The 22,337-nt window shown below is 55.9% G+C and carries 21 protein-coding genes; 6 read left to right on the top strand and 15 right to left on the bottom strand.

The features are described from left to right. Positions 1–4 precede the first annotated feature (4 nt). From V1566_RS05350 to pmbA, 6 genes are all read right to left on the bottom strand, one after another. Entirely contained in the window at positions 5–781 is a 777-nt protein-coding gene (locus V1566_RS05350) for a DUF4311 domain-containing protein (protein WP_008501408.1), read from the bottom strand. A 22-nt stretch (positions 782–803) separates the two neighbouring features. After that, entirely contained in the window at positions 804–1,103 is a 300-nt protein-coding gene (locus tag V1566_RS05345; RefSeq protein WP_006810338.1) for a DUF4312 family protein, read from the bottom strand. 2 nt (positions 1,104–1,105) lie between these two features. Then, on the bottom strand, positions 1,106–1,468 hold the full coding sequence (locus tag V1566_RS05340) for an SFCGS family glycine-rich protein (protein ID WP_010427372.1): 363 nt from the start codon (positions 1,466–1,468) through the stop codon (positions 1,106–1,108). A gap of 10 nt (positions 1,469–1,478) precedes the next feature. Further along, positions 1,479–1,817, bottom strand: a complete 339-nt coding sequence (locus V1566_RS05335) for a glycine dehydrogenase (RefSeq protein ID WP_025911967.1) — start codon at positions 1,815–1,817, stop codon at positions 1,479–1,481. Between the two features lie 315 nt (positions 1,818–2,132). After that, positions 2,133–2,519: a cytochrome b562 gene (gene cybC / locus V1566_RS05330; protein ID WP_032651443.1), complete on the bottom strand. Its 387-nt coding sequence runs from the start codon at positions 2,517–2,519 to the stop codon at positions 2,133–2,135. A 41-nt stretch (positions 2,520–2,560) separates the two neighbouring features. Beyond that, on the bottom strand, positions 2,561–3,913 hold the full coding sequence (gene pmbA, locus V1566_RS05325; RefSeq protein ID WP_023310180.1) for a metalloprotease PmbA: 1,353 nt from the start codon (positions 3,911–3,913) through the stop codon (positions 2,561–2,563). A 95-nt stretch (positions 3,914–4,008) separates the two neighbouring features. On the opposite strand from pmbA, the gene yjgA reads away from it, so the two are divergent. Further along, the gene (gene yjgA / locus V1566_RS05320; protein WP_023334300.1) at positions 4,009–4,560 is read left to right on the top strand and encodes a ribosome biogenesis factor YjgA; all 552 of its coding nucleotides are present in this window, start codon (positions 4,009–4,011) and stop codon (positions 4,558–4,560) included. Between the two features lie 102 nt (positions 4,561–4,662). Here yjgA and mpl read toward each other — a convergent pair whose 3' ends face one another. Beyond that, positions 4,663–6,042 carry a UDP-N-acetylmuramate:L-alanyl-gamma-D-glutamyl-meso-diaminopimelate ligase gene (gene mpl / locus V1566_RS05315; RefSeq protein ID WP_395305257.1) on the bottom strand — a complete coding sequence of 460 codons (1,380 nt, stop codon included), beginning with the start codon at positions 6,040–6,042 and terminating at the stop codon, positions 4,663–4,665. Positions 6,043–6,239: 197 nt separating this feature from the next. Between mpl and fbp the strand changes: the two genes are divergently transcribed. Next, a complete protein-coding gene (gene fbp, locus V1566_RS05310) occupies positions 6,240–7,238 on the top strand; it encodes a class 1 fructose-bisphosphatase (RefSeq protein WP_024907283.1) in 999 nt (332 codons plus the stop codon). 150 nt (positions 7,239–7,388) lie between these two features. Further along, positions 7,389–7,745, top strand: coding sequence for a LysR family transcriptional regulator (locus tag V1566_RS05305; RefSeq protein WP_395305256.1), 357 nt, complete (start codon positions 7,389–7,391; stop codon positions 7,743–7,745). Here the strand turns inward: V1566_RS05305 and V1566_RS05300 are convergent. The 5 genes from V1566_RS05300 to ytfQ form a co-directional block, all read right to left on the bottom strand. Next, on the bottom strand, positions 7,717–9,288 hold the full coding sequence (locus V1566_RS05300) for a methyl-accepting chemotaxis protein (protein ID WP_395305255.1): 1,572 nt from the start codon (positions 9,286–9,288) through the stop codon (positions 7,717–7,719). The two genes, V1566_RS05305 and V1566_RS05300, sit on opposite strands and share 29 nt — an antisense overlap. Before the next feature lie 93 nt (positions 9,289–9,381). Then, the gene (yjfF, locus tag V1566_RS05295; protein ID WP_023293434.1) at positions 9,382–10,383 is read right to left on the bottom strand and encodes a galactofuranose ABC transporter, permease protein YjfF; all 1,002 of its coding nucleotides are present in this window, start codon (positions 10,381–10,383) and stop codon (positions 9,382–9,384) included. Then, the gene (gene ytfT / locus V1566_RS05290) at positions 10,370–11,395 is read right to left on the bottom strand and encodes a galactofuranose ABC transporter, ATP-binding protein YtfT (RefSeq protein WP_257258943.1); all 1,026 of its coding nucleotides are present in this window, start codon (positions 11,393–11,395) and stop codon (positions 10,370–10,372) included. Before ytfT ends, yjfF begins: the two co-directional genes overlap by 14 nt. 10 nt (positions 11,396–11,405) lie before the next feature. Beyond that, entirely contained in the window at positions 11,406–12,908 is a 1,503-nt protein-coding gene (gene ytfR / locus V1566_RS05285; protein WP_311391303.1) for a galactofuranose ABC transporter, ATP-binding protein YtfR, read from the bottom strand. Positions 12,909–12,973: 65 nt separating this feature from the next. Then, a complete protein-coding gene (ytfQ, locus tag V1566_RS05280; RefSeq protein ID WP_014882271.1) occupies positions 12,974–13,930 on the bottom strand; it encodes a galactofuranose ABC transporter substrate-binding protein YtfQ in 957 nt (318 codons plus the stop codon). A 309-nt stretch (positions 13,931–14,239) separates the two neighbouring features. Here ytfQ and ppa point away from each other — a divergent pair, with 309 nt between their 5' ends. The 3 genes from ppa (at position 14,240) to V1566_RS05265 (ending at position 16,018) form a co-directional block, all read left to right on the top strand. Beyond that, positions 14,240–14,770, top strand: a complete 531-nt coding sequence (ppa, locus tag V1566_RS05275) for an inorganic diphosphatase (protein WP_010427397.1) — start codon at positions 14,240–14,242, stop codon at positions 14,768–14,770. A 222-nt stretch (positions 14,771–14,992) separates the two neighbouring features. Next, entirely contained in the window at positions 14,993–15,430 is a 438-nt protein-coding gene (locus V1566_RS05270) for a hypothetical protein (protein ID WP_248227445.1), read from the top strand. 117 nt (positions 15,431–15,547) lie between these two features. Continuing rightward, entirely contained in the window at positions 15,548–16,018 is a 471-nt protein-coding gene (locus tag V1566_RS05265) for a hypothetical protein (protein ID WP_395305254.1), read from the top strand. 315 nt (positions 16,019–16,333) lie between these two features. Here V1566_RS05265 and V1566_RS05260 read toward each other — a convergent pair whose 3' ends face one another. From V1566_RS05260 to tamA, 3 genes are read right to left on the bottom strand one after another with little or no spacing between them, the layout of a single operon-like run. Next, positions 16,334–16,678 carry a gamma-glutamylcyclotransferase gene (locus tag V1566_RS05260; protein WP_024907288.1) on the bottom strand — a complete coding sequence of 115 codons (345 nt, stop codon included), beginning with the start codon at positions 16,676–16,678 and terminating at the stop codon, positions 16,334–16,336. A gap of 2 nt (positions 16,679–16,680) precedes the next feature. After that, positions 16,681–20,457: an autotransporter assembly complex protein TamB gene (gene tamB, locus V1566_RS05255; RefSeq protein ID WP_395305253.1), complete on the bottom strand. Its 3,777-nt coding sequence runs from the start codon at positions 20,455–20,457 to the stop codon at positions 16,681–16,683. After that, a complete protein-coding gene (gene tamA / locus V1566_RS05250) occupies positions 20,454–22,187 on the bottom strand; it encodes an autotransporter assembly complex protein TamA (protein ID WP_395305252.1) in 1,734 nt (577 codons plus the stop codon). Before tamA ends, tamB begins: the two co-directional genes overlap by 4 nt. Between the last annotated feature and the right edge of the window lie 150 nt (positions 22,188–22,337).

Raw genomic sequence — 22,337 nt, 5'->3', positions numbered from 1 at the left:
CCTGTTATTTACCGCTGAGCGAGTTGTGGATCATGTCGAGCCAGTTCGGCACGGTCAGATGGAAGGATTCGATCATCTTCATGTCGAAGCCGCGGAAGAAGCCGCTCAGCACGAAGAGCAGGACGATCGCCGCCATCATCACTTTGGTGACGTGGTTCCAGCCGCTCTCTTCCACGCCTTTACCGATCAGGATCCCCAGCACCAGGCCCGGTACGGCGTTGCCCATGATCAGCTGCGCCGCGCCGCCAAAGATGGTGGCCCAGAAGCCCGATTTTTTACCCGCGTCGATAGCCGCCAGCCAGAAGATCACCGGCATGACGGTGTTCACCAGCAGGTTTGCCGCAGGTACCAGCACCTTGACGGCGGTGACCTGGAGCGCTGCCGGAACTGAAGATGCGGTCAGGTTCAGGAAGGTCACGACGATCATGCCGATCACGCCGCAGGCAATCGCCATTTTGCGCGGGTCGTGCAGCGTTTCGCCGACGTTACGGTTTTTGATCATCAGTGCAGCGGCACCCCAGTTCGGGATGATGCGGTGGTCAACGTCCTGTGTGAAGGCACCTGCGGCCACGGAAGAGGCCCAGGCGTTAAAGAAGAAACCTAACCCAAAGGAGAAGTGGGACGCCGGATCCCCTTCACAGGAGTTCAGTTCCCCCAACGTACGAAACGCGCCCATACCCTGAGTGGTAGGCGCATGAAACATGCGTGCAGCCCCGGCTCCGACACCGACGCCAACCAGGCCGCCAATGATGAGCGATTTTATTAATATAATTAAGAACATCAGTCTGCCCTTTTATGAATAATCAGCGTTGCGTGACGAAATCCACCTGGTCAAGATTGATAGCGGTCACGTTGACGGTCACATCCAGCTCCACGCTGTAGGTGCGTCTTTCCCGGCGCAGAAAGAAGAACAGAAACGCTTCTTTACGCACCGCTTCTTGCGCCTGAACGACCTGCACATCCTGTGGCTCAATACGCAGTAAGATATGCGGTGAGGCTTTCATCACCGCGGCCTGAACGTGGTTGAGCGCGTCGGCAAAGGCGCGCGCTTTGGCGTCGCCTTTCCCCTTCACTCTCACCGTGGTTGTGAACTGTTCTTTCATGCTTATGCGCCGTATTTCTTCTGCCACGCCTGTACCAGACGCTCGCCCAGCTCTTCTTTATCCATAAAGCCAAAGCCCAGCACGTTGCAGCCTTCGTTGATGGCGGTCACGCCCTCTTCCACGGAACGCATGCCGTATTTGGCTTTGTAGCCATATTTGGTTTGGGCCGTGATGGCACCCGCGCCGCCGCTGCCGCAGAAGGAGATGCCGAAGGTGGCGTTTTCCGCTTTCATCATGTCGCCGAGCTTCATGTCCGCCGCCATGCCCGGCACAACCACCGCGCGTCCACCTGCTTTTTCCACACCGGCAGCCACTTTCTGACCTTTACCCAGGCGATCGCCAATCACGACTGTAATCTGTTCCATGTGTTGCTCCTTAAAGGTTGTCTTTCGCGACTTCAAAGTGAACGGAGAGCAGCCAGGCTTCTTCATCAGGAAGATTGCCAAACTGCGCGACCACTTCACGGGCGAGCCGCATTGAATCCGGTGAAATTTCGTCAAACAGCTCTGCTTCAACCTCCGGCAGCGGCTCGCCGGTCACGGACCGGTGCGCCATTGCGCGCACGTGGGAGGTGAGCATCTGCTCCTGTACCGCATTGGGGATGATGTTGTTCCGGGCCAGCAGGGCATAAACCTGCTGCAGCATGGTGTTCGCGAGCTGTTCTGTTTGCTCCGCCTGTTCCCCAACGTCGTTCATTACCGCTCCGTTAATCACTGGTCTTACCCCGTTAATGGCTCTGGGATAAAACTAACGTTGGGGGGGAATTGTTTGTAGCGAGTTGTTTTCCACTTCGAAGTGGAAAGGCGAGCCGCAGCAGTGATCTGTGCCACATAAATGCGGTGAATCTGAATTAATCACGGTATTTGCGTGATGAATATCACGTATTCCAGCGGCGAAACGCGCGCCGGGGAAACGAAACGTTCAGGCGTGGTGACGCAAAAATGTGATGGCGATAGGGTTTACTTATTACCGCGTAAAAAAAACGGGAGCCACTGGCCCCCGCTGGTTGTTTGTCAGATGCGCGATCGGTTAACGGTATTTCTGGTGATACGTATTACGCGTGGTCGCAAACTGCTCGGCCGCCGCCTGGGCTTCCTTCACTTTGCCTTCGTTAGCCAGCTTCAGCGCGCCGTCGATCTGGCCGACCAGCACGTCAAAGCCGTGGCGATAGTCTTTCATCTCTGCGCTGTCTGCCGCTTTGCTTTCCAGCTTCGGAGGCGTCGCTTTTTGCGCGTCCAGCGCCGCTTCACGCATTTTGGTCAGCGCGTCTTTCATTTCAGCCGCATTGTCTGTTTTCTGCACCACCTTCAGGTTTTGACCGAGGATGCCCATGTCGTCTTCAAGATCGGCAGCAAACGCAGAAGATCCAAGAACCAGCGTTGAAGCCGCGACGATCGCTAACAGATGTTTACGCATTGCTCACTTCCTTTTTTATTATTAAAACGCCTTTACGGGTATTACTGGCCGGCGATTTTCATTTCCGGCAGAAGTACAGAACCACACTGTATATTGCTACGTGTTTCAATATCGTTACCGACCGTAACGATGTTGCGCCACATGTCCTTCAGGTTGCCGGCAATCGTGATCTCGCTTACCGGATACTGGATTTCGCCGTTTTCTACCCAGAAGCCCGCCGCGCCACGCGAGTAGTCGCCGGTGATGCCGCTTACGCCCTGACCCATCAGTTCGGTTACGACCAGGCCGGTACCCATCTCTTTCAGCATCTGCTCAAAGTTAAGGCCTTGCCCGGCAATACGCCAGTTGTGGATGCCGCCAGCGTGTCCGGTGCTTTTCAGCCCCAGCTTGCGCGCGGAGTAGTTGGTCAGCAGCCATTGGGTCAGAATACCGTCTTTGATAATATCGCGACGTTCGGTGCGCACGCCTTCGCTGTCGAACGGCGTGGAGGCCAGCCCTTTCAGCAGGTGCGGATGCTCTTCGATGGTCAGCCATTCAGGCAGGATTTGCTTGCCCAGCGAGTCGAGCAGGAAGGTCGATTTACGGTACACCGAGCCGCCCGCGATCGCGCCCACCAGATGACCAAACAGACCGGTTGCCACTTCGTTGGCAAAAATAACCGGGGCCTTCATGGTGGAGAGTTTACGCGGCGACAGGCGAGACAGCGTGCGTTCGGCACACTCTTTACCCACCCACTCAGGAGACTGCAAGTCCCCCAGCGCGCGGCCAATGGTGTAGGCGTAGTCGCGCTCCATGTCACCGTTCTCTTCGGCGATGACGCAGCTGGAGAGCGAATGACGGGTGGAGCAGTAGCCCTGCAGCATGCCGTGGCTGTTGCCGAAGACTTTGATGCCGTAGTGGCTGTTGAAGCTGCCGCCTTCGGTATTGGTGATGCGTTTATCAGCCTGCAGGGAAGCCTGCTCGGCGCGCGCGGCCAGTTCGATCGCTTCGTCCGGGGTCACTTCCGCCGGGTGGAAAAGATCGAGATCCGGCGCATCAAACGCCAGCAGGTCTTTATCCGCCACGCCTGCGTAAGGATCCGGGGAGGTATAGCGGGCGATATCCAGCGCCGCCTGCACCGTACGGGCAATGGCATCCGGGCTGAGATCGGTGGATGACGCGCTGCCTTTGCGATTCTGGTGATACACCGTGATCCCAAGCGCGCCATCGCTGTTGAATTCGACGTTCTCCACTTCACCATAGCGGGTACTCACGCTGATGCCGGTGGTTTTGCTGACCGCCACTTCGGCGCCATCTGATTTTTCTGAAGCAAGCATCAGCGCGGTGGAGACGGCTTCTTCAAGGATCTTACGCTGCGCTTCAACTTGTGAGGTTACTTTCATCGCAAATGCCATACTGTAAGAGAGAGTTATCTGAAGTCTAACAGAGAACCGTTTTTCAGTGCGCGTCTTAACTGGTAACATTAGCCTCTTTTTTTAAGGAGCCTGACATGACTAAGCAGCCCGAAGACTGGCTCGACGACGTTCCCGGTGATGACATCGAAGACGAAGATGATGAGATCATCTGGGTCAGTAAAAGTGAAATTAAACGTGACGCCGAAGAGTTAAAACAGCTTGGCGCAGAAATGGTAGAACTGGGTAAAAACGCGCTGGACAAGATCCCGCTCGACCAGGATCTGCGTGATGCCATTGAACTGGCACAGAAAATCAAGAAAGAAGGCCGTCGTCGCCAGCTTCAGCTTATCGGGAAAATGCTGCGTCAGCGCGACGTCGATCCGATCCGCCAGGCGCTGGACAAGCTGAAAAACCGCCACAACCAGCAGGTTGCGTTTTTCCACAAGCTTGAGCAGATCCGCGATCGCCTGATTGAACAGGGTGATGACGCCGTACCGGAAGTGCTGAACCTGTGGCCGGATGCCGACCGCCAGCAGCTGCGTTCCTTGATCCGCAATGCGAAGAAAGAGAAAGAAGGGAATAAGCCGCCGAAGTCTGCGCGCCTGATTTTCCAGTATCTGCGCGAGCTGTCTGAGAACGAAGAGTAATCCGTGCGGTTTTGCGTCGGATGGCGGCGTAAACGCCTTATCCGGCCTACAAGGTTGTGCAAAATCCAGGCCCGGTAAGCGCTAGCGCCACCGGGCTTTTTTTTACTCTGCGGCTGCCGCTTCCGCTTTCTTCGCCAGACCGTCCAGCAGCTTCTGATGGATCCCACCAAAACCGCCGTTGCTCATCACCAGAATGTGGTCACCGGGCTGGGCGGCTTTCACAACCATATCCGCAAGTACATCCACATCCGCGCTCCAGTGCGCAGGCTGAATGCAGGCGTCGACCACTTCGGCCACCTGCCACGGTATATGCTGCGGCTGCAGCAGGAAGACTTCATCGGCGCGTCCTAACGACGGCGCGAGGTCATCTTTGCAGATGCCCATCTTCATGGTGTTCGAGCGCGGTTCCAGCACCGCCAGAATGCGGGCAGTGCCGCCGACCTTGCCACGCAGAGCGGCAAGCGTGGCCAGAATAGCCGTTGGGTGGTGCGCGAAATCGTCATATACGGTAACGCCATTCGCTTCGCCGCGCAGTTCCAGACGGCGACGGGCGTTAATGAACGAGCCCAGCGCATTGGCTGCATCCGCAGGCAGAACGCCCACGTGACGCGCCGCAGCAATGGCCATCAGGCCGTTGTGCATGTTGTGCTCGCCCACCAGGCCCCACTTCACCTCACCCACTTTTTCACCGTCGAGCAGCACTTCCCACTCGGAGGCATCGGCATTGAGTTTCTTCGCCTGCCAGTGGCCCTGCTCGCCCACCAGCTCCTGCTCGCTCCAGCAGCCCATCGCCAGGGTCTGCTTCAGGTTGATGTCGTTCTCCGGCAGGATGATGCGCCCCTGACCCGGAACAATGCGCACCAGGTGGTGGAACTGTTTCTGAATCGCTTTCAGATCGTCAAAGATATCCGCGTGATCGAACTCAAGGTTGTTGAGGATCAGCGTGCGCGGGCAGTAATGCACGAACTTAGAACGCTTGTCGAAGAACGCGCAGTCGTATTCGTCGGCTTCGATCACAAAGAACGGGCTATCGCCCAGACGTGCAGAAACGTCGAAATTACCCGGTACGCCGCCAATCACGAAGCCCGGCTTGTAGCCGCAGGCTTCGAGGATCCAGGTTGCCATGCCCGCGGTCGTGGTTTTGCCGTGGGTACCGGCAACGGCAACCACCCAGCGGTCGCGCAGGACGAAGTCATGCAGCCACTGCGGGCCGGACATGAACGGAATATTGCGTTCCAGTACCGCCTCGACGCACGGATTGCCGCGGGTCATGGCGTTGCCAATGATCACCAGGTCCGGCTCGGGATCCAGCTGGCTGGCATCGTAGCCCTGAATTAAAGAGATGCCCTGTTTCTCCAGAAGTGTGCTCATTGGCGGATACACATTGGCGTCCGAACCTGTCACTTCATGGCCCAGCGAGCGCGCCAGCATTGCCAGTCCGCCCATGAAAGTGCCACAAATCCCCAATATATGAATGCGCATACGTCACTATCCTTCTTCAATGTGGCGCACATTTTACTCACATGTTAGCGGCTGTGAAACGCATTTCAGGTAAATCCGTATGTTGCTGGCGCGATTCACCTCTGCGCTAATATTTGAATGTTTGTTAAGATTGTTGGGCTTTAGTCGTTTTAGTGAACATACAATCGCTCTACTCACAAAGATGCAGGGAAAGTGTTATGAAAACGTTAGGTGAATTTATTGTCGAAAAGCAGCACGAGTTCTCTCATGCTACCGGTGAACTCACTGCTTTGCTGTCGGCAATAAAGCTGGGCGCTAAGATCATCCACCGTGATATCAACAAGGCCGGTCTGGTCGATATCCTGGGTGCCAGCGGTGCCGAGAACGTTCAGGGCGAGGTTCAACAGAAGCTCGATCTGTTCGCAAATGAAAAATTGAAAGCTGCACTGCGCGCGCGCGACATCGTTGCGGGTATCGCCTCTGAAGAAGAAGATGAAATTGTTGTTTTCGAAGGGTGTGAACACGCTAAATACGTTGTTCTGATGGATCCGCTCGACGGCTCCTCAAACATCGACGTTAACGTTTCTGTCGGTACCATTTTCTCCATCTACCGCCGCGTCACGCCTGTTGGCACGCCGGTGACCGAAGAAGATTTCCTGCAGCCGGGCATTAATCAGGTTGCTGCCGGTTACGTCGTTTACGGCTCCTCCACCATGCTGGTGTATACCACCGGGTGCGGGGTTCACGCCTTTACGTACGATCCGTCACTGGGCGTTTTCTGTCTGAGCCAGGAACGCATGCGCTTCCCGCAGAAGGGCAACACCTACTCCATCAACGAAGGCAACTACATCCGATTCCCGAACGGCGTGAAGAAGTACATTAAATTCTGCCAGGAAGAAGATAAAGCGACCCAGCGCCCGTACACGTCCCGCTATATTGGCTCTCTGGTCGCGGATTTCCACCGTAACCTGCTGAAAGGCGGTATCTACCTCTACCCAAGCACCGCCAGCCACCCGGACGGGAAGCTGCGTCTGCTGTACGAGTGCAACCCGATGGCGTTCCTCGCCGAACAGGCGGGCGGCAAGGCGAGCGACGGTAAAGAGCGTATTCTGGATATCGTGCCGGAAAGCCTTCACCAGCGCCGTTCATTCTTCGTCGGCAACAACCACATGGTTGAAGACGTTGAACGTTTTATCCGTGAGTACCCGGACGCGTAATACCTCTCTTCAGGGGAGCCGTTCTGGCTCCCCTGGTCATTTATATATTTTACCGTATAAGTGTTTATAAAAAACATGCTTTAATATTCACCACTGCTCCTGCATTATTTCCATAACAGTTTGACAGATATTTCGTGGAGCAGAATCGCAATGAAAAATTATTCCCGTGCTAATACCGGCATTGATTTAAATCTTATCCCTGTATTTATTGAAATTGTCCGCTGCGGCAGCATGGCAAAGGCCTCTTTGCGTCTGGAGATGTCCCGCCCCGCGGTAAGTCTGGCATTAAAGCGCTTTAATCAACTCTTTGATGAGCCGTTATTTTTCCGTAAAGGTTTATATCTTGAACCGACTGAAAAAGCGTTAGCCTTAACCCGTTCGCTGGAAATATTAATGGGTGAAATTCACGATAATATTGCGGCAGTTAATTCTGAAAAAAATAAAACCCCGGCACAGAACGTACCGGGGCTGGGTAATATTATGCAGCGGTCTGAGTCGTCACTTTGAATGATGACATGGCTTCCATCAGCTGACGCGACTGCTCCTCAAGAGAGCGGGTCGCGGCGGAGGATTGCTGCACCAGCGCCGCATTCTGCTGCGCGGTTTCGTCCATCTGGTTCACCGCAATATTCACCTGCTCAATGCCGCGGCTCTGCTCCTGAGACGCGGTCGCGATCTCGCGCATCAGCCTGGTCATGCGCAGCACTTCTGTTGCGATCTCGTCCATCGTTTCGCCAGCCTGCTGGGCCAGCTCGCTGCCCTCGGTAACGTGGGTCTGCGAATCACTGATAAGCGTTCGGATCTCTTTCGCCGCGTCGGCGCTGCGGCTGGCGAGGTTTCGCACTTCGCCCGCGACGACGGCAAACCCGCGTCCCTGCTCGCCCGCGCGCGCCGCTTCCACGGAGGCGTTAAGCGCCAGAATATTGGTCTGGAAGGCGATACCGTCGATCACGCTCAGGATGTCGGCGATGCGTGCCGAGCTGCCGGAGATATCGCGCATTTTTTCAATCACGTAGCAGACCATCTCGCTGCCGTGATCGGCCGTGTCGGACACCGACTTCGCCAACTGGTGCGCCTGCTCGGCGTTATCGGCGTTGAGCTTCACCGTCGCGGTGATCTGTTCCATGCTGGCTGCAGTCTGCTCAAGCGACGTGGCGGTGGATTCCGTACGCTCGGCAAGATCGCGGTTTCCCAGCGTCAGCTCGCGGCTACCGGTGTCAATTTGCGCGCTGGCATCGCGTACCCGCAGAACCGAGTTCATCAGCGACTGGCGCATCTCCTCTATCACCGCGTTGAGGCGGTTAAACTCCTGGCTCGCAGGGGCATTCAGCGTGTGGGTTAAATCCCCCGCAGCCACATTCTCCAGCTGAGCAATGGAGGCCGAGAGCGGCTTGAGCAGCATATGGCGCAGCACCAGCCAGGCGAGCACGATAATGCCCGCCGTCAGCAGCGCGGCGACGATAATCAGGATCAGTACACGGGTTTTACTCGACTGCACGGCACTCACTTCCGCCTGCCCACGCGCTTCGCTCCATTTCTGAAACGCCTGCATATCGTTATCAAACTGCTTCGCCACCGGTATCAGCGTCTTCTCCAGCAGATCGTAATACCCGTCCGCGCTCTGGTCATTCAGGGTTTTCAGCATCGGGTTGATCCCCTGCTGGCTATACGTCGCCAGGCTGGCAGCTACTTTATCGAGCAGCTGTTGCCCCTGCTCGTCAGCCACGCCGCCGTCGATCACGCCTTTCAGCGTTTTCTGGGCCAGGGCAACTTCCTGATTGATGTTTTTTACCGCTTTGGCCGCATCGTCCAGCATGCCGATTTCCATCATGCGGACGGCCTGGCCCGCCTCATTGCGCGCGCGCAGGATCAGCGTATAGCCTGAATTAAGCTGCACCATCTGCTCACCCTGAAGGTGATTAATACGCTGCAGTGAAGAAGAACTCTGAGTGAGGGCATAAATGCCAATGCCGCTGACAATCAGCAGCAGAAGGGTCATAACGGCCAGTAAAGAGAGCAAGCCGGTACGAATCGATAGCGTTTTAAGCATGATATTATTTCCGGTAGCGAGATATTTCTGGGCATAAAAAAAGAGTATCGGCCGCTACCGGAAAATGTTTAGACTTTAAGCAAATTCAGCGTGTTATCGCTCTGTTACCGATGTGTTTACGCGGGTAACAGGCGAGCTTTGACGGTTCTCCCACAGCACCGTCAGACCCCGCTGCAGGGCAATAAAAATAAACAGCAGAATGCCAATGGCGATCTTCGTCCACCAGGAGCTGAGCGTGCCGTCAAAGTTGATATAAGTTTGTATCAGCCCCTGGATAGCCACGCCGAACAGCGTCCCCAGCACCGTGCCCACCCCGCCGCTGAGCAGAGTGCCGCCGATAACCACAGAAGCAATCGCATCCAGCTCAACGCCCACACCAGCAAGGGCATAGCCCGCCTGGGTATACACCGAGAAGACGATACCCGCCAGCGTCGCCAGCCCGGTCGAGAGCATATAGATGCGGATAGTGGTGCTGCGGGTTGAGATCCCCATCAGGTTTGCCGACGTGGCGTTACCGCCGATCGCGTAAACCTGATTGCCAAACCGGGTACGATGGGCGAGGAAGATGCCAATCACTACCACGCCCAACATCAGCAGCCCCATCGCGCTCAGGCGGCCGCCGCCGGGAATTTTCCACGCCAGGCTGGAGAGCGTGTCGTACACCGGATGGTTAATCGGAATCGACTCTTCCGACACCAGATAGCTCACCCCGCGCAGGAAGAACATCCCCGCGAGGGTAATGATAAACGCCGGAATTTTCAGCGCGTCGATCAGCAGCCCCATAAAGGCGCCAAACGCACAGCCCATCGCCAGCACCAGCGGAAACGCCACCAGCGGAGAGATCCCCCAGAAGCCGATCGCCTTCGCGAGGAACACGCCTGTAAACGCGATCACCGACCCGACGGAGAGATCGATCCCGCCGGAGAGGATCACAAAGGTCATCCCGACGGCGATGATGCCTAAAAAGGCGTTATCGGTCAGGATATTGCAGATCACACGCGTGGAGGCAAAACCGGGAAATTGGGTCAGGCAGTAGAGATACCCCAACACAAACACGCCCAGCGTGATCATCAACGGTAAATTACGTTTTATCATGGCCACGGATCCCCTTAATGATGCTGACAAAGCGCGGCGACTGGACGATCAGCACGCAAAGCACGACCACCGCCTTCACCACCTGGTTAAGCTCCGGCTGGAATCCCGAAAGCAGGATCCCGGTGTTCATGCCCTGAATGATCAGCGCGCCGATCACCGAGAGCAGCAGGTTAAAGCGCCCGCCCATCAGCGATCCGCCGCCGATCACCACCGCGAGGATCGCGTCCAGCTCCAGCCAGAGTCCCGCGTTGTTGGCATCGGCCCCGCGAATATCCGCCGCGACGATGATCCCGGCAATGGCGGCGCAGACGCCGCTCAGCACGTAGGTCAGCATCACCATCAGCCGGGTGTTGACCCCGGCGTTGCGCGCGGCGCGAATGTTGATCCCGACGGCCTCAATGAACATGCCCAGCGCCGTTTTGCGGGTGAAGAGCCAAAAGACGACGAGCGTGGCCAGGGCAATAATCACCGGCGTCGGGAAGAACAGAAGGTTGCCGCTACCGAGCCACGCCAGGCTCGGGGAGTTAAAGGTGACAATCTGTCCGGAGGTAATCAGCTGCGCCACGCCGCGCCCGGCCACCATTAAAATAAGGGTGGCGACAAAGGGCTGAATTTTCAGCACCGCCACCAGAATGCCGTTCCATAATCCAGCCAGCACGCCGGTGCCTAAGGCCGCCAGCAGGACCACCGGCAGGCTGTGTCCGGCCACGGTCATGGAGGCGGCCGTGGCCCCGGCGATAGCCATCACCGCGCCGACGGAGAGGTCAATCCCACCGGTGGCGATGACCAGCGTCATCCCGATGGCCAGCAGCGCCACGGGCGCGGCGCGGTTTAAAATATCAATTGGGCTGCCAAACAGGCGGCCATCCTGCACGATAATCTGGAAGAAATGCGGCGCGACCAGGCTATCCACCAGCAGTACCACCAGCAGCGCCGCGATTTGCGGCGTGCCGGTCGGCCAGCTAAAGCGGCGCTTTGACTCACCGGTTTGCGAAAGCGAACGGGGCATCACGATTCACTCCTTATGCCGCGATGGCATTCATGATTGCCGGAACGGACAGCTTATCCAGCGGGATCTCTGCCACCTGTTTGCGATCGCGCATGATGATGACGCGATCGGCATAGCCCACCAGCTCTTCCAGCTCGGACGAGATGACCAGCAACGCCAGACCGTCCGCGCACAGGGTTTCGATAAGCCGGATAATTTCAGCGTGCGCGCCCACGTCAATGCCGCGGGTCGGTTCGTCGAGGATAAGGAACTGGGGTTTGGTCAGCAGCCAGCGCGAGAGGAGAACCTTCTGCTGGTTGCCGCCGGAAAGAAACTCAATAGGCTGTTCCGCGCTCGGCGTGCGGATGCCGAGCTGGCGGATAAAGCGCTCGGCGATGGCGTTTTGCTCTTTTCGTGGGATAGGCCTTAACCAGCCGCGCTGTGCCTGCAGCGCCAGAATGATATTTTCCCGCACCGAGGCGGCGGCAATAATGCCGTCCGTTTTCCGGTCTTCCGGGCAGAAGCCGACACCCAGACACGACGCCTGATGCGGCGATCGCAGGGTTTGCGGTTTGCCCTTGATCAGCGCGCTGCCGCTGTCCGCCGGCTTGATCCCGAAGATCACCTCGGCGGTTTCGGTTCGGCCGGAGCCTAGCAGGCCCGCCAGCCCGACAATTTCGCCCGGGCGGACTTCCAGGTTAAACGGCGAGATCACCCCTTTCCTGCCGTAATCGCTGAACGCGGCGACCGGCTTCTCGCTCAGCAGCGTGCGCCCTGCGCGCTGAAGGGCGTTGGTTTCCAGCTCACGGCCCAACATCATTTTGACCAGCTCGATCTGCGGCAGCTCGCGGGTTTCGCGGCAGCCGACAAAGCTGCCGTTGCGCAGCACCGTGATGCGATCGCTTACCTCATACACCTGATCGAGGAAGTGCGTAACGAAGATCAGGCTGACGCCCTGATCGCGCAGCTGGCGCATCAGGGTAAAGAGCATCTCCACTTCCTGGGTATCGAGGCTGGCGGTGGGTTCATCGAGGATCAGCACCTTCGCGGAGAGATCGATAGCCCGGCAGATGGCGACAATCTGCTGCATCGCCACGGAAAAGCGGTTCAGCGGCTCGCGGACGTCGAGGGAGAAGCCGTACGATTCCATCAGCTTTGTCGCCCGTGCTTCCATCTCTTTGCGGCGCAGCAGGCCAAAACGGCGTGGTTCACGGCCAATAAACAGGTTATCCGCCACCGACATATTCGGCAGCAGGTTCACTTCCTGGTACACCGTCCCGATCCCCAGCTGTTGGGCATGGGCGGTGTTTTTTGGCGAAATGGCGTTGCCTTCCAGCCAGATGGTGCCGCGATCGGCGTGATAGACGCCGGTGAGGGATTTAATCAGCGTCGATTTTCCCGCGCCGTTCTCGCCCAGCAGCGCCATAATCTCACCGCGCCGCAGGCTGAAATCAACGCTATCCAGCGCCTTTACGCCGGGAAAGAATTTACTCAAGCCCTCTGTGCGGAGGATTTCCTGGTGTTGTTCAGTTTTCATCTTTACGTCCCCGGCACGTTCCCGTAGGCCGGGTAAGCGCAGCGCCACCCGGCAATTTCACTGGATCAGTAGCCCATATTTTTCTTCTTCTCTAACTCTTCTTTCGCCGTGTCAGGCAGGTAGAGCGTGGACTTGGTGACCGTCACCTTCTCAGGCATCGTGCCGTCTTTCTTGAATTTCTCCAGCGCGTCGAATGCCGGGCCCGCCATGTTTGGCGTCAGCTCCACGCTGGCATTGGCTTCGCCGTCGATCATCGCTTTGTAGATGTCCGGCACGCCGTCGATAGAGCCGGTGAGGATATCTTTGCCCGGCTTCAGGCCCGCTTCTTTAATCGCCTGAATCGCACCGATCACCATGTCATCGTTATGGGCGTAAACCATGCAGATGTTCTTGCCGTTGTTTTCAGCCTTAATGAAGCTCTCCATGACCTCTTTACCTTTACTGCGCGTAAAGTCGCCGGACTGAGAGCGGATAATCTTGATGTTTGGCGCTTTAGCGATGGCTTCAGCAAAGCCTTTTTTACGGTCGATGGCCACGCTCGCGCCGACGGTACCCTGCAGCTCAACGACGTTACACGGCTTGCCGTCGACCTGTTTCACCAGCCAGTCGCCAATCAACTGCCCTTCAAGCACGTTGTTGGCGGTGACGGTGGTCATATAGAGGGATTTGTCTTTGACGTCGATGGAACGGTCGAGCAGGAAGACCGGGATCTCAGCGTCTTTCGCTTCCTTCAGGACGGGTTCCCAGCCGGTCGCCACGACGGGTGCAATAAAGATGGCATCCACGCCCTGGGCGATAAAGGAGCGCACGGCTTTGATCTGATTCTCTTGTTTTTGCTGACCATCGGCGATTTTCAGGGTAATACCGCGTTTCTGAGCTTCGCTTTTCGCCACGTTGGTTTCTGCTGCTCGCCAGCCAGATTCAGAGCCGACTTGCGAAAAACCTACGGTTAAGGGAGCGGCCATCGCCATAGACGACATGGCTGCCGAAACTGCTGTGACCAGGAGTAAGCGCTTCCACATATGAACGTCCTCGTAGGGTGAGTTATTGTTGGTTAAAAGATGTTCTGCGGAATGACTATAGCCCATGAAATATGTAACGAATTGCGTTACATCACACTTCAGAAAAGTGAATAAAACGTTAATCACAAGTTTGTAATCGCTTTCATTTCGCCATGAAAAATGCGGCTGAGTTTATGGATTTTCCTGTCATGGAATCGGTCTGAAAAGTGGAGAAAGCGGGGAGAGAAAGCGAAAACAGGCGGAGACATTCAGCGCGAGTTGGCTATAATACCTGCCACTTGTTTACCATCCATTTTAAAGGACACCGACATGAGCTTACTCAACGTCCCAGCGGGTAAAGAACTGCCAGAAGATATCTACGTAGTTATCGAAATCCCGGCTAACGCAGATCCGATCAAATACGAAGTGGACAAAGAGAGCGGCGCCCTGTTCGTAGACCGTTTCATGTCTACCGCGATGTTCTATCCGTGCAACTACGGTTACATCAACCACACCCTGTCTCTGGACGGTGACCCGGTTGACGTGCTTGTCCCAACGCCGTACCCACTGGAGCCAGGCTCCGTCATTCGCTGCCGACCAGTTGGCGTGCTGAAAATGACCGACGAATCCGGTGAAGATGCGAAGCTGGTTGCGGTACCGCACACCAAGCTGAGCAAAGAGTACGATCACATCAAAGATGTGAACGACCTGCCAGAGCTGCTGAAAGCGCAGATCACTCACTTCTTCGAGCACTACAAAGACCTCGAAAAAGGCAAGTGGGTTAAGGTTGACGGCTGGGACAACGCTGAAGCGGCGAAAGCAGAAATCATCGCCTCTTTCGAACGCGCTGCTAAGAAGTAATTCTTACTGCCTGTCGATAAAGCCCCGCTGGTCGGGGCTTTTTTATTTCGTTGGTTAAAAGCGGTACAAACGGATTAATTAAGAAAAATCCCATTCCTTTTGATTTGGATATTAAAAACAGAAAAGACGCCCTATCATTTATAGTGGGGGTGGTTGAATAGCCAGGCGGTTCGCAACATACTGTCACGATGAACATTAATCCCCCTTCCTTACAGGATTCATATGTCATCCATTAACATTGACGTTGCCCGCCCAACTGGGATTTATTTTATCATTGAACGGCTTTATTCCCGCGATGGTCTTATGCCTTCTATTGGGGAAATCAGCCCCTCTTTAACACAGGTGCACCGTACTGTCATTCAGCTAAAACGCAAGCAAGATATGTTTATGGATGGCGTTAAGGTTTCCCCTAAAGATATTACCCTTTGGCAACAGATAAAATATATTACGGGTTCAAAAGTAACGACCAAAGATACGGATGCGTTAGTGTATACGACCGATTTTATTGGCTCTCTTGTTGCCACAACGCCTTTAGGTAATATTGAGCATGAAAATATTCCTCGGTTCCTCACGACAGAGTCTATCCACTCCCTGCCACAGGCGGTGAGCTATGGGCGGGATCCCATCCCACAAGTTCTTCTTTATGGACAATGGTGGTAAAGGTACGCCAACCGCTATTGCAAAATATAACCACAATACTCGTGACCTTGCCATAATAAAAGATCAGCTAGAAGCTAGTAAAACGATGAAGGTACTGCTATCTAAGGGAGCATAATTATGAGTAAGAAAAGCCATATTGTGAGCCTATTCATCCTTATTGTTGCCTCCTTTATCTTTGGCAGAAGTACGTATATTGAATATCTGTCATGGTACTATGGAAGTGATAATTTAATATTCAGCGAAATAAATAGTTCATTACTATCAAGTTTATTTAACGGGCTTTACTTCGCACTATCAGCAAGTATTATTTATGCGTCACTTACTCTATTAAAAAGAATCCCAGGAAATATTATCACTTCTTGTCTGCTTCAGTTCTGTATTAACATCGGGCTATATACGCTTTTTGTTGCAGTAGATAGAGGATATAGTAAATTACATACTTTAGGCTCGGGTGCTACTGATATTACCCACAGCTATTTTTTAGGGGCGTTGCTGACGAGCACACTCCTGACCGTCGCGATCGTGAGCGTTATACATGCTAAGTTTCTTTCTTCAAAGCATAAAGATAGGCTACATAAAGGCGTTTGACTGTTACGGCAAAGACAGCAAATGGCAGTATCTCTGCATCATGACATTCCAGCTTGCCTGGTTTTTGTTTTACTTATGGATCCCTTATCGAAGCGATTATGCGATTCTGCTGTTTTTACTGTTTTTCCTGCCCGTCATTTCAAGCAATACGCGGTGCATAAACTACTATGGCCGTTCACGCGCCCTGTGTTTGTTATGGCTTATTGCCCCCTATATCATGCTGTTCGTTCCTCTTTTTTTAACCCGGCACCGGGATACAGAAGAGAGTTGAAGGAACAAAAAAAACAACGCCACCTCACGGTGGCGTTGTTTTTTTCAGTACTGGTCTCTGTCTAACCAGTTACCGCTTACAATCCGCGTTAACCCTTCGACCGGACGCTGGTAGACATACATCCACGCACTTCCGTACGGCGTCTGGATCAACTGGCGTGCGTATTCACCGCCCCTGGTGCGCAAGGCATCAAGTTCGGCAAGTGTCGCGTTATCAATACGATAGACTTCACCCTGTACTGTTCCTTCGCCCGGAACCGCGCCTGGATAGTGGCCCAGGCTGTACAACTGGTAGTTCTCGATATTGTAATTCCCCAGCAGCAGGGCATTGGTCATCCAGTGACTGTTGCCTTGCCTGGTTCGTAAACTGCCGTAGACAAATATTCGCATTGCTAAAACTCAAACTGATAGAGCAAATCAAGTGCCTGGTCTACGCCGGATACTGCTTCCAGATATAGCTTAGGCATCAGGCGATAGCGTAACGTGAGTGTTGCCAGTGAGTCAAAGATCCCCACACCATATTTTACCTGCAGACCCGGCAGTACATAGCCGCTGACCACCACCTGCGAGGAGTCACCCACGCCCTGGGTGTCCAGCGCCAGATTGCTTACGCCGAACGTCTCGCCGATTTTACCCACAACCTGCCCACTTTGTGCAACCCCCAGACCCACTAACATCGAGGTCATCGCCGCACTGTCGCTTTGTCCGCTGTCCAGACCTTGTCCACGCAGCAGATAAGAGAGAGCTTCCTGCTGCGACATCGCCGGGTCAGAGAAGATCTCCGCCTTCGGTTCGTCAGCAGAACCGGTGACGCGAACGCCAGCAATGACGTCGTTTTCCGTCGCTTCCGGGTTACGAATCGCTTCGATGTTCAACAGGGGTTGATCCGGTGGACCGGAGAACAGCAGCTCGCCTTTACGGACAATCAGATCCTGACCATAGGCGTGGAAACGCCCTTCAGGAATATTGATTTGCCCGTTCAGGCCAAGCCCTTGTTTATCCTGCGCCACCTTCAGGTCGCCCGTGAGCCTCGCCTTCAGCCCAAACGCATCCAACCGCACGTTATTCCCCACGTGCACGATAAGGTTACTATTAATCGGTATTCCAGCGCTCTTCTGTTCGACAGGTTTCAGATTTTCATTGAGCATAACTTCATCACTTGAGACGCCGACCGCACTTTCCGGCACGTCATGAACCACGATGCGCGCCCAGGGTACGTCGACGCGTCCGTCAAGCGTGAAGAGGCTTGGCGTGGCTTCAAAGACCACATCAGGCGAGACGTCCAGGCGCACCATTGGCGGTACGGTGATGCGTACCCGGCTCCCCTTCGCCGCGATGCGGGCGCGCCAGTTGTCGAGCTGGCTCCAGTCCGCGTCGCCGCTGAGGTTGATTTGCCCTTGCTGCGTCAATACCGAGCCGCTCAGCGTCGAGCTCATGCCGTTGAAGTTCATCGCGATCTGGCTGGGCTGCATGTCAAACGGCATGAAGTTGCCGTCGATATCCACGCCGCTGAGCCGCATCTGACCGAACAGCTGCGGGCTTTGCGCGTTGCCGGCCAGGCGCAGGTTAGCATTCAGCATGCCCTCGGCTTTTTCCCCGCGTGCGAAAATCGGGTTCACCATCGCCAGGTTGAAGTTACGAATGTTGACGTTGCCGCCCAGATTACGCCGTCCCTGCGGATCGGTAATCTGAACCTGCCCGTCCAGCTGACCGTTATTGGTCAGGCGGATTGTCCACCCCAGCTGTGCACGATTGTTGTGCAGATCGGCGCTCAGGTTCAGGGTATCGAACGCCAGCGGCAGCGGCGCGTCGTTGACCTCCTGCGTCACCTTCACGTTACGCCCGGACAGCGTGACGCTGCCCTGCGGCAGCCCCTCTTTGGTGGTGTCCCAGGCCACATCGGCCTTCCCGCTGAAGACGCCGCTGGCCTGGGTCGTGTCCGGCATAAACGGCTTCAGCATCGCCAGATCGAAGCGGTTGAGGTTGATCTGCGCGCGCCCTTCCGCGCCCGCATCGATGGTCTGCGGTACGCACAATTCCGCATTCGGGTTAGTCCAGCAGTGTGGCCCAATGCTGATTTTCTGCTCGGCGTTGCGGTAGTCCAGCGCGATGGCGCGCGACAGCGCCAGCGGCCCGACCGGCGTATTGAAGCGGGTGTTGTCCAGCGTTCCTTTCCAGCGTTCTTCCTTGCGGTCAAAGCTGCCGGTCAGGTGCAGCTGGCCGGAGACCGGCTCGCCCTGCACGCGCAGCTGGAGATCGTGCTGCTTCTCGTTTCCTTTGGCGTCCAGGGTGACCAGGTTAATGTTCACGTCCGGCTGAGAAATGCGCTCCACGCGCAGGTTCAGGTTACCGCCAATCTGATCGGTGGATTTCACATCCCCTTCCACGCGGACGCGGGCCACGCTCAACTCCTGCCAGCGCAGGTTATTGGCGGTAATGTCCGCCAGCAGCTGCGGCGCATCCACGGTGCCGCGTACTTTCACGAGCCCTTTCGCCGTGCCGCCCAGACCCGGTAGGGCATTATCCAGATTCGGCGCGTCGATGGTGGCGTCAAGGTTGAGATCCTTCACCCCCAGCTCGCCTTTGATATCCGCCGTGTTGCGGCCCAGCGCCACGTGCAGCCCCGGGATAATCCACTGCAGATAGCTGTTGCCTTTCACCGAACCTTCGACGTTAATCTTGTTCTGCTTCACGTTCCCGGAGAGCTTAATTTCCGGCACGTCCATCTGCCACGTACCGCCGTACAGGCTGCCGCGCGTTTTGATCAGGCCATCCAGTTTCGACGGCCAGTCCGGCACCTCTTTTGCGGTGTTAATGCCCGTCAGCTTAAGCTCGCCGCGCCAGCTGATCGCCTGCTGCCAGTCGAGCAGCGCGGTCAGCTCGGTTTTACCTTCCAGCGCCGCGACGGTCAGCTTATCGAGGTTGACCTGCTGTTCGTTGCCCTTCGCATCCAGCGTGATGTTCGCAGGCGGCACGCCCTGCCCCTTCACCGCGGTGCGGAACGAGAGCGTGTAATCGGTCATCTTGCCGCTCAGCTTCAGCTTCAGGTCATCGGCCTGGAACTGCTTTTCGCCGGTGAACGGCCAGGAAAGCTGCTTGCTGACAACCTCAAGATTGAGCGGCAGCCCGGCTTCCGCCAGCTGGGTTTGCGCACGCAGGACCATGTCCACCGGACCGGAGAGATTGACCCCGACGTCCAGCTTCTCGCGCAGCGCCCCGCCCACTTTGACCTTCACCTTTTCGCCTTTCAGCGGATCGATGTTAAGCGCGCTGTTCAGCGTAATATCCACCGGCCAGTTGTCACGCAGCAGCGCATTCCCTGACGCATTCACCGAGCCCTGATTGGTGTCGATATCCAGCGCGTCGAGCTTCATGTTGCCGTCAATGCTGCTGACTTTCAGCAGCATGGTGTAGACCGTCAGATCGGTATCGCCGGTCAGGCGCAGCTGCTCGCCTTTGAACTCCTCAATGTTGAGATTCAGCGGCAGGTGAACGTCGGTCATTTCCGGCAGAACAGGCTTCGAGAAGAGGTCTTTCAGCGTTTCACCCAGCGGCTTCTCTTCCGGCTGCGGGTTCTGGATCTTCGGCTCGACAATCTCTTCCTGCGCCACGTCGGCCACTTTCGGCAGCGCGATCAGCAAGCCCTGCAGGGACGTTGGCGTCAGGGTGAGGTTTTTCTCCTGCCAGCGCAGGCCGGAGGTGAAATCCATCACGGACACGGTGGTGTCGTCGATTTTGATATTGACGTTATCGAGCGCCACCCGATAGAGCGCGATCGGGTACGGCGTGGAGAGATTCAGCGGGCCGCTGTCCTCCTCCTCGACCGGCGCAGACTTCGGCATTTTTTTCGAATCAATCGCCACGTTGACGTCTTTAAGCGACAGATCGTTGACGCAGAGCTTGCTGTCTCGCAGGCAGCCCAGCTTCACCGCGAGATGGAACTCCCCGGCGTTCACCGCCACGCCCGGCTGCTCATAGCGGATGTTCTTCAGACGCAGGTCGCGCCAGCCGCCCGTCACCTGACCAATCTCCAGCCCAGGCACCCAGCGGTTCGCAGCGTTAAACAGCAGATGCAGCCCGGTCGTCGTTCCCACCAGAAACGCCACCGTACCGAGCAGCAGCACGATAAAAATCAGCACCCCGAGGCTTATTTTCTTCCATAAACTCATAATTCAGGCCCCAGACCGATGTAAAACTGTAATCCGTGTTCTTCTTTGTCGCCGACAGGCACGGCGAAATCGAGCTTGATGGGCCCGACGGGCGACTGCCAGCGTACGCCAACGCCCGCGCCGGTTTTAAAGTCGCTGCGGCGGATATCGTTCACCGCTTCACCGCCGTCAACAAACATGGCGCCCCACCACTTTCCGCTGACGTTGTACTGATACTCCAGCGATCCCGTTGCCAGTTTTGACGCACCGGTTAGCTGACCCTTTTCGTTCTCAGGTGAGATCGATTTGTACTTATACCCGCGAATGCTGCGGTCGCCCCCGGCGAAGAAGCGCAGATCCGGTGGAACGCGCTCGAAGTCTCCCGTTTCAATCCAGCCGAGATTGCCGCGCATCACAAAGCGATGTTTGTCATACAGCGTGCGGATCCAGACGTTTTGCGCCTGAATGACAGAGAAGTCCACGTCGGAGCCCCAGGCGGAGTTGGAATAGTCGATGGAGTAACGCTGTGAGTCGCCCCAGGTCGGCATCAGGCCCCCGCGCGAGCGGGTACGGCTGATCATCACGCCCGGATAAAGCAGCATGGTGGTATTGGTAACATTGGCCTGGGTAAAGTGGTCCAGGCTCCAGCGCAGGTTAATGGCGCGCTGCCAGCCGCTGGAGAGATCCCAGAAGCGGGAGACCGCAAGCGTCGTAGAGTCCTGCTTTGTGTCGTTTAAATCGGTGCGCTTAAAACCGCCTTGCAGAAGGTAATATTGCTCAAGCGGATTTTTCAGCAGCGGCATTTTGTAGCTGAAATCCAGCTGCTGCTCGGGCGCAGAGAGGCTCAGGCTGGTAGTCAGACTGTGGCCGTAGGAGTTCATCCACGGTTTTTTCCACGAAGTTTTCACGCGTGGTCCGACATCCGTCGAGTAGCCAACACCGGTCTCAATGGTGTTCTCGGTGCGCGGCGAGACAACGCCATGCAGCGGCAACACCTTGGTTTTGCGAGACTTATCAAATTCCGGCGCGACAACCACGGAGTTAAACCAGCCGGTAGCGGAAAGACGACGGTTCAGTTCCGCCAGGTCCCTCGACTGGTAGTAATCCCCTTTTTTGAACGGCACGAGGTTTTGCAGGTACTCTTCACGAATCTGCGAACCTTCAAACGTCACATCGCCAAAGCGATAGCGTTCCCCGCTGTCGTAGTCGATATCCCAGAAGGCCTGACGTCGATCCAGCGCAATGCCCAGCTGGCTTTTATTGAACTGGCTGTCGAAGTAGCCCTTGCGCAGGGAAACGCTCGTCAGCTCTTTTTTGAAATGGTCGTAGTCGCCGTGGTTAAGCACGGTACCGACTTTTGGCCGCGTGCTGAGCAGGTCCAGATAATCCCGATCGGTACGCGCCCCGCCGCGCAGGATGACGTTCGTGCCGCCAATCAGTACCGGCTCACCCGGCGAAACGCGGGCAATAAGGACCTGACGCCCCTTCTTTGGCGGTGGGCGGAGATCGAAATCAATGGTGGGTTCGTAATACCCCAGCGCTTTCAGCCCTTCACGGATGGCGTCATCGACGCGCGCGCGAAAACGCCGGTCCGGCGTCACCTCATCACTCTGGATGGTCGATAGCTGCGCGCGCACGTTTTTTTCCAGCGCCCCGGATAACCCCTCAACCTGCAAACGGACATTCGCCGCGCTGGCAATCCCGCTTGTCAGCAACACACTGACCAAACATAACTGGCGGATTTTTGTCACGTTTTCTCCTGAATATCCCTGTTTCCACCCTGGAAGCAAATGAAGTGCCGCTCCGCGGCAAAACACGGCCTGTTGGCCAAAAACCCGAATCGCGGGTTGAAAATGGGTGTAACACCCAAATATTTCTTATGATTAAATCTAGACTCATTC

It is taken from the genome of Enterobacter sp. ECC-019 (assembly GCF_043974075.1).
Classification (GTDB): Bacteria; Pseudomonadota; Gammaproteobacteria; order Enterobacterales; family Enterobacteriaceae; genus Enterobacter; species Enterobacter asburiae_D.
Note: the sequence above shows the minus strand (reverse complement) of the source record. Positions and strands in the feature narration are given on the sequence as shown.

Excerpts from the sequence above, each read along its gene's own strand:
- yjgA (WP_023334300.1), top strand. The coding sequence starts at position 4,009 with ATGACTAAGCAGCCCGAAGACTGGCTCGACGACGTTCCCGGTGATGAC.
- V1566_RS05345 (WP_006810338.1), bottom strand. The coding sequence starts at position 1,103 with ATGAAAGAACAGTTCACAACCACGGTGAGAGTGAAGGGGAAAGGCGAC.
- tamB (WP_395305253.1), bottom strand. The coding sequence starts at position 20,457 with ATGAGTTTATGGAAGAAAATAAGCCTCGGGGTGCTGATTTTTATCGTG.
- V1566_RS05260 (WP_024907288.1), bottom strand. The coding sequence starts at position 16,678 with ATGCGAATATTTGTCTACGGCAGTTTACGAACCAGGCAAGGCAACAGT.
- pmbA (WP_023310180.1), bottom strand. The coding sequence starts at position 3,913 with ATGGCATTTGCGATGAAAGTAACCTCACAAGTTGAAGCGCAGCGTAAG.
- yjfF (WP_023293434.1), bottom strand. The coding sequence starts at position 10,383 with ATGATAAAACGTAATTTACCGTTGATGATCACGCTGGGCGTGTTTGTG.
- cybC (WP_032651443.1), bottom strand. The coding sequence starts at position 2,519 with ATGCGTAAACATCTGTTAGCGATCGTCGCGGCTTCAACGCTGGTTCTT.
- V1566_RS05300 (WP_395305255.1), bottom strand. The coding sequence starts at position 9,288 with ATGCTTAAAACGCTATCGATTCGTACCGGCTTGCTCTCTTTACTGGCC.
- ppa (WP_010427397.1), top strand. The coding sequence starts at position 14,240 with ATGAGCTTACTCAACGTCCCAGCGGGTAAAGAACTGCCAGAAGATATC.
- V1566_RS05340 (WP_010427372.1), bottom strand. The coding sequence starts at position 1,468 with ATGGAACAGATTACAGTCGTGATTGGCGATCGCCTGGGTAAAGGTCAG.
- V1566_RS05265 (WP_395305254.1), top strand. The coding sequence starts at position 15,548 with ATGAGTAAGAAAAGCCATATTGTGAGCCTATTCATCCTTATTGTTGCC.
- ytfR (WP_311391303.1), bottom strand. The coding sequence starts at position 12,908 with ATGAAAACTGAACAACACCAGGAAATCCTCCGCACAGAGGGCTTGAGT.
- V1566_RS05305 (WP_395305256.1), top strand. The coding sequence starts at position 7,389 with ATGAAAAATTATTCCCGTGCTAATACCGGCATTGATTTAAATCTTATC.
- V1566_RS05270 (WP_248227445.1), top strand. The coding sequence starts at position 14,993 with ATGTCATCCATTAACATTGACGTTGCCCGCCCAACTGGGATTTATTTT.
- fbp (WP_024907283.1), top strand. The coding sequence starts at position 6,240 with ATGAAAACGTTAGGTGAATTTATTGTCGAAAAGCAGCACGAGTTCTCT.
- ytfQ (WP_014882271.1), bottom strand. The coding sequence starts at position 13,930 with ATGTGGAAGCGCTTACTCCTGGTCACAGCAGTTTCGGCAGCCATGTCG.
- mpl (WP_395305257.1), bottom strand. The coding sequence starts at position 6,042 with ATGCGCATTCATATATTGGGGATTTGTGGCACTTTCATGGGCGGACTG.
- V1566_RS05350 (WP_008501408.1), bottom strand. The coding sequence starts at position 781 with ATGTTCTTAATTATATTAATAAAATCGCTCATCATTGGCGGCCTGGTT.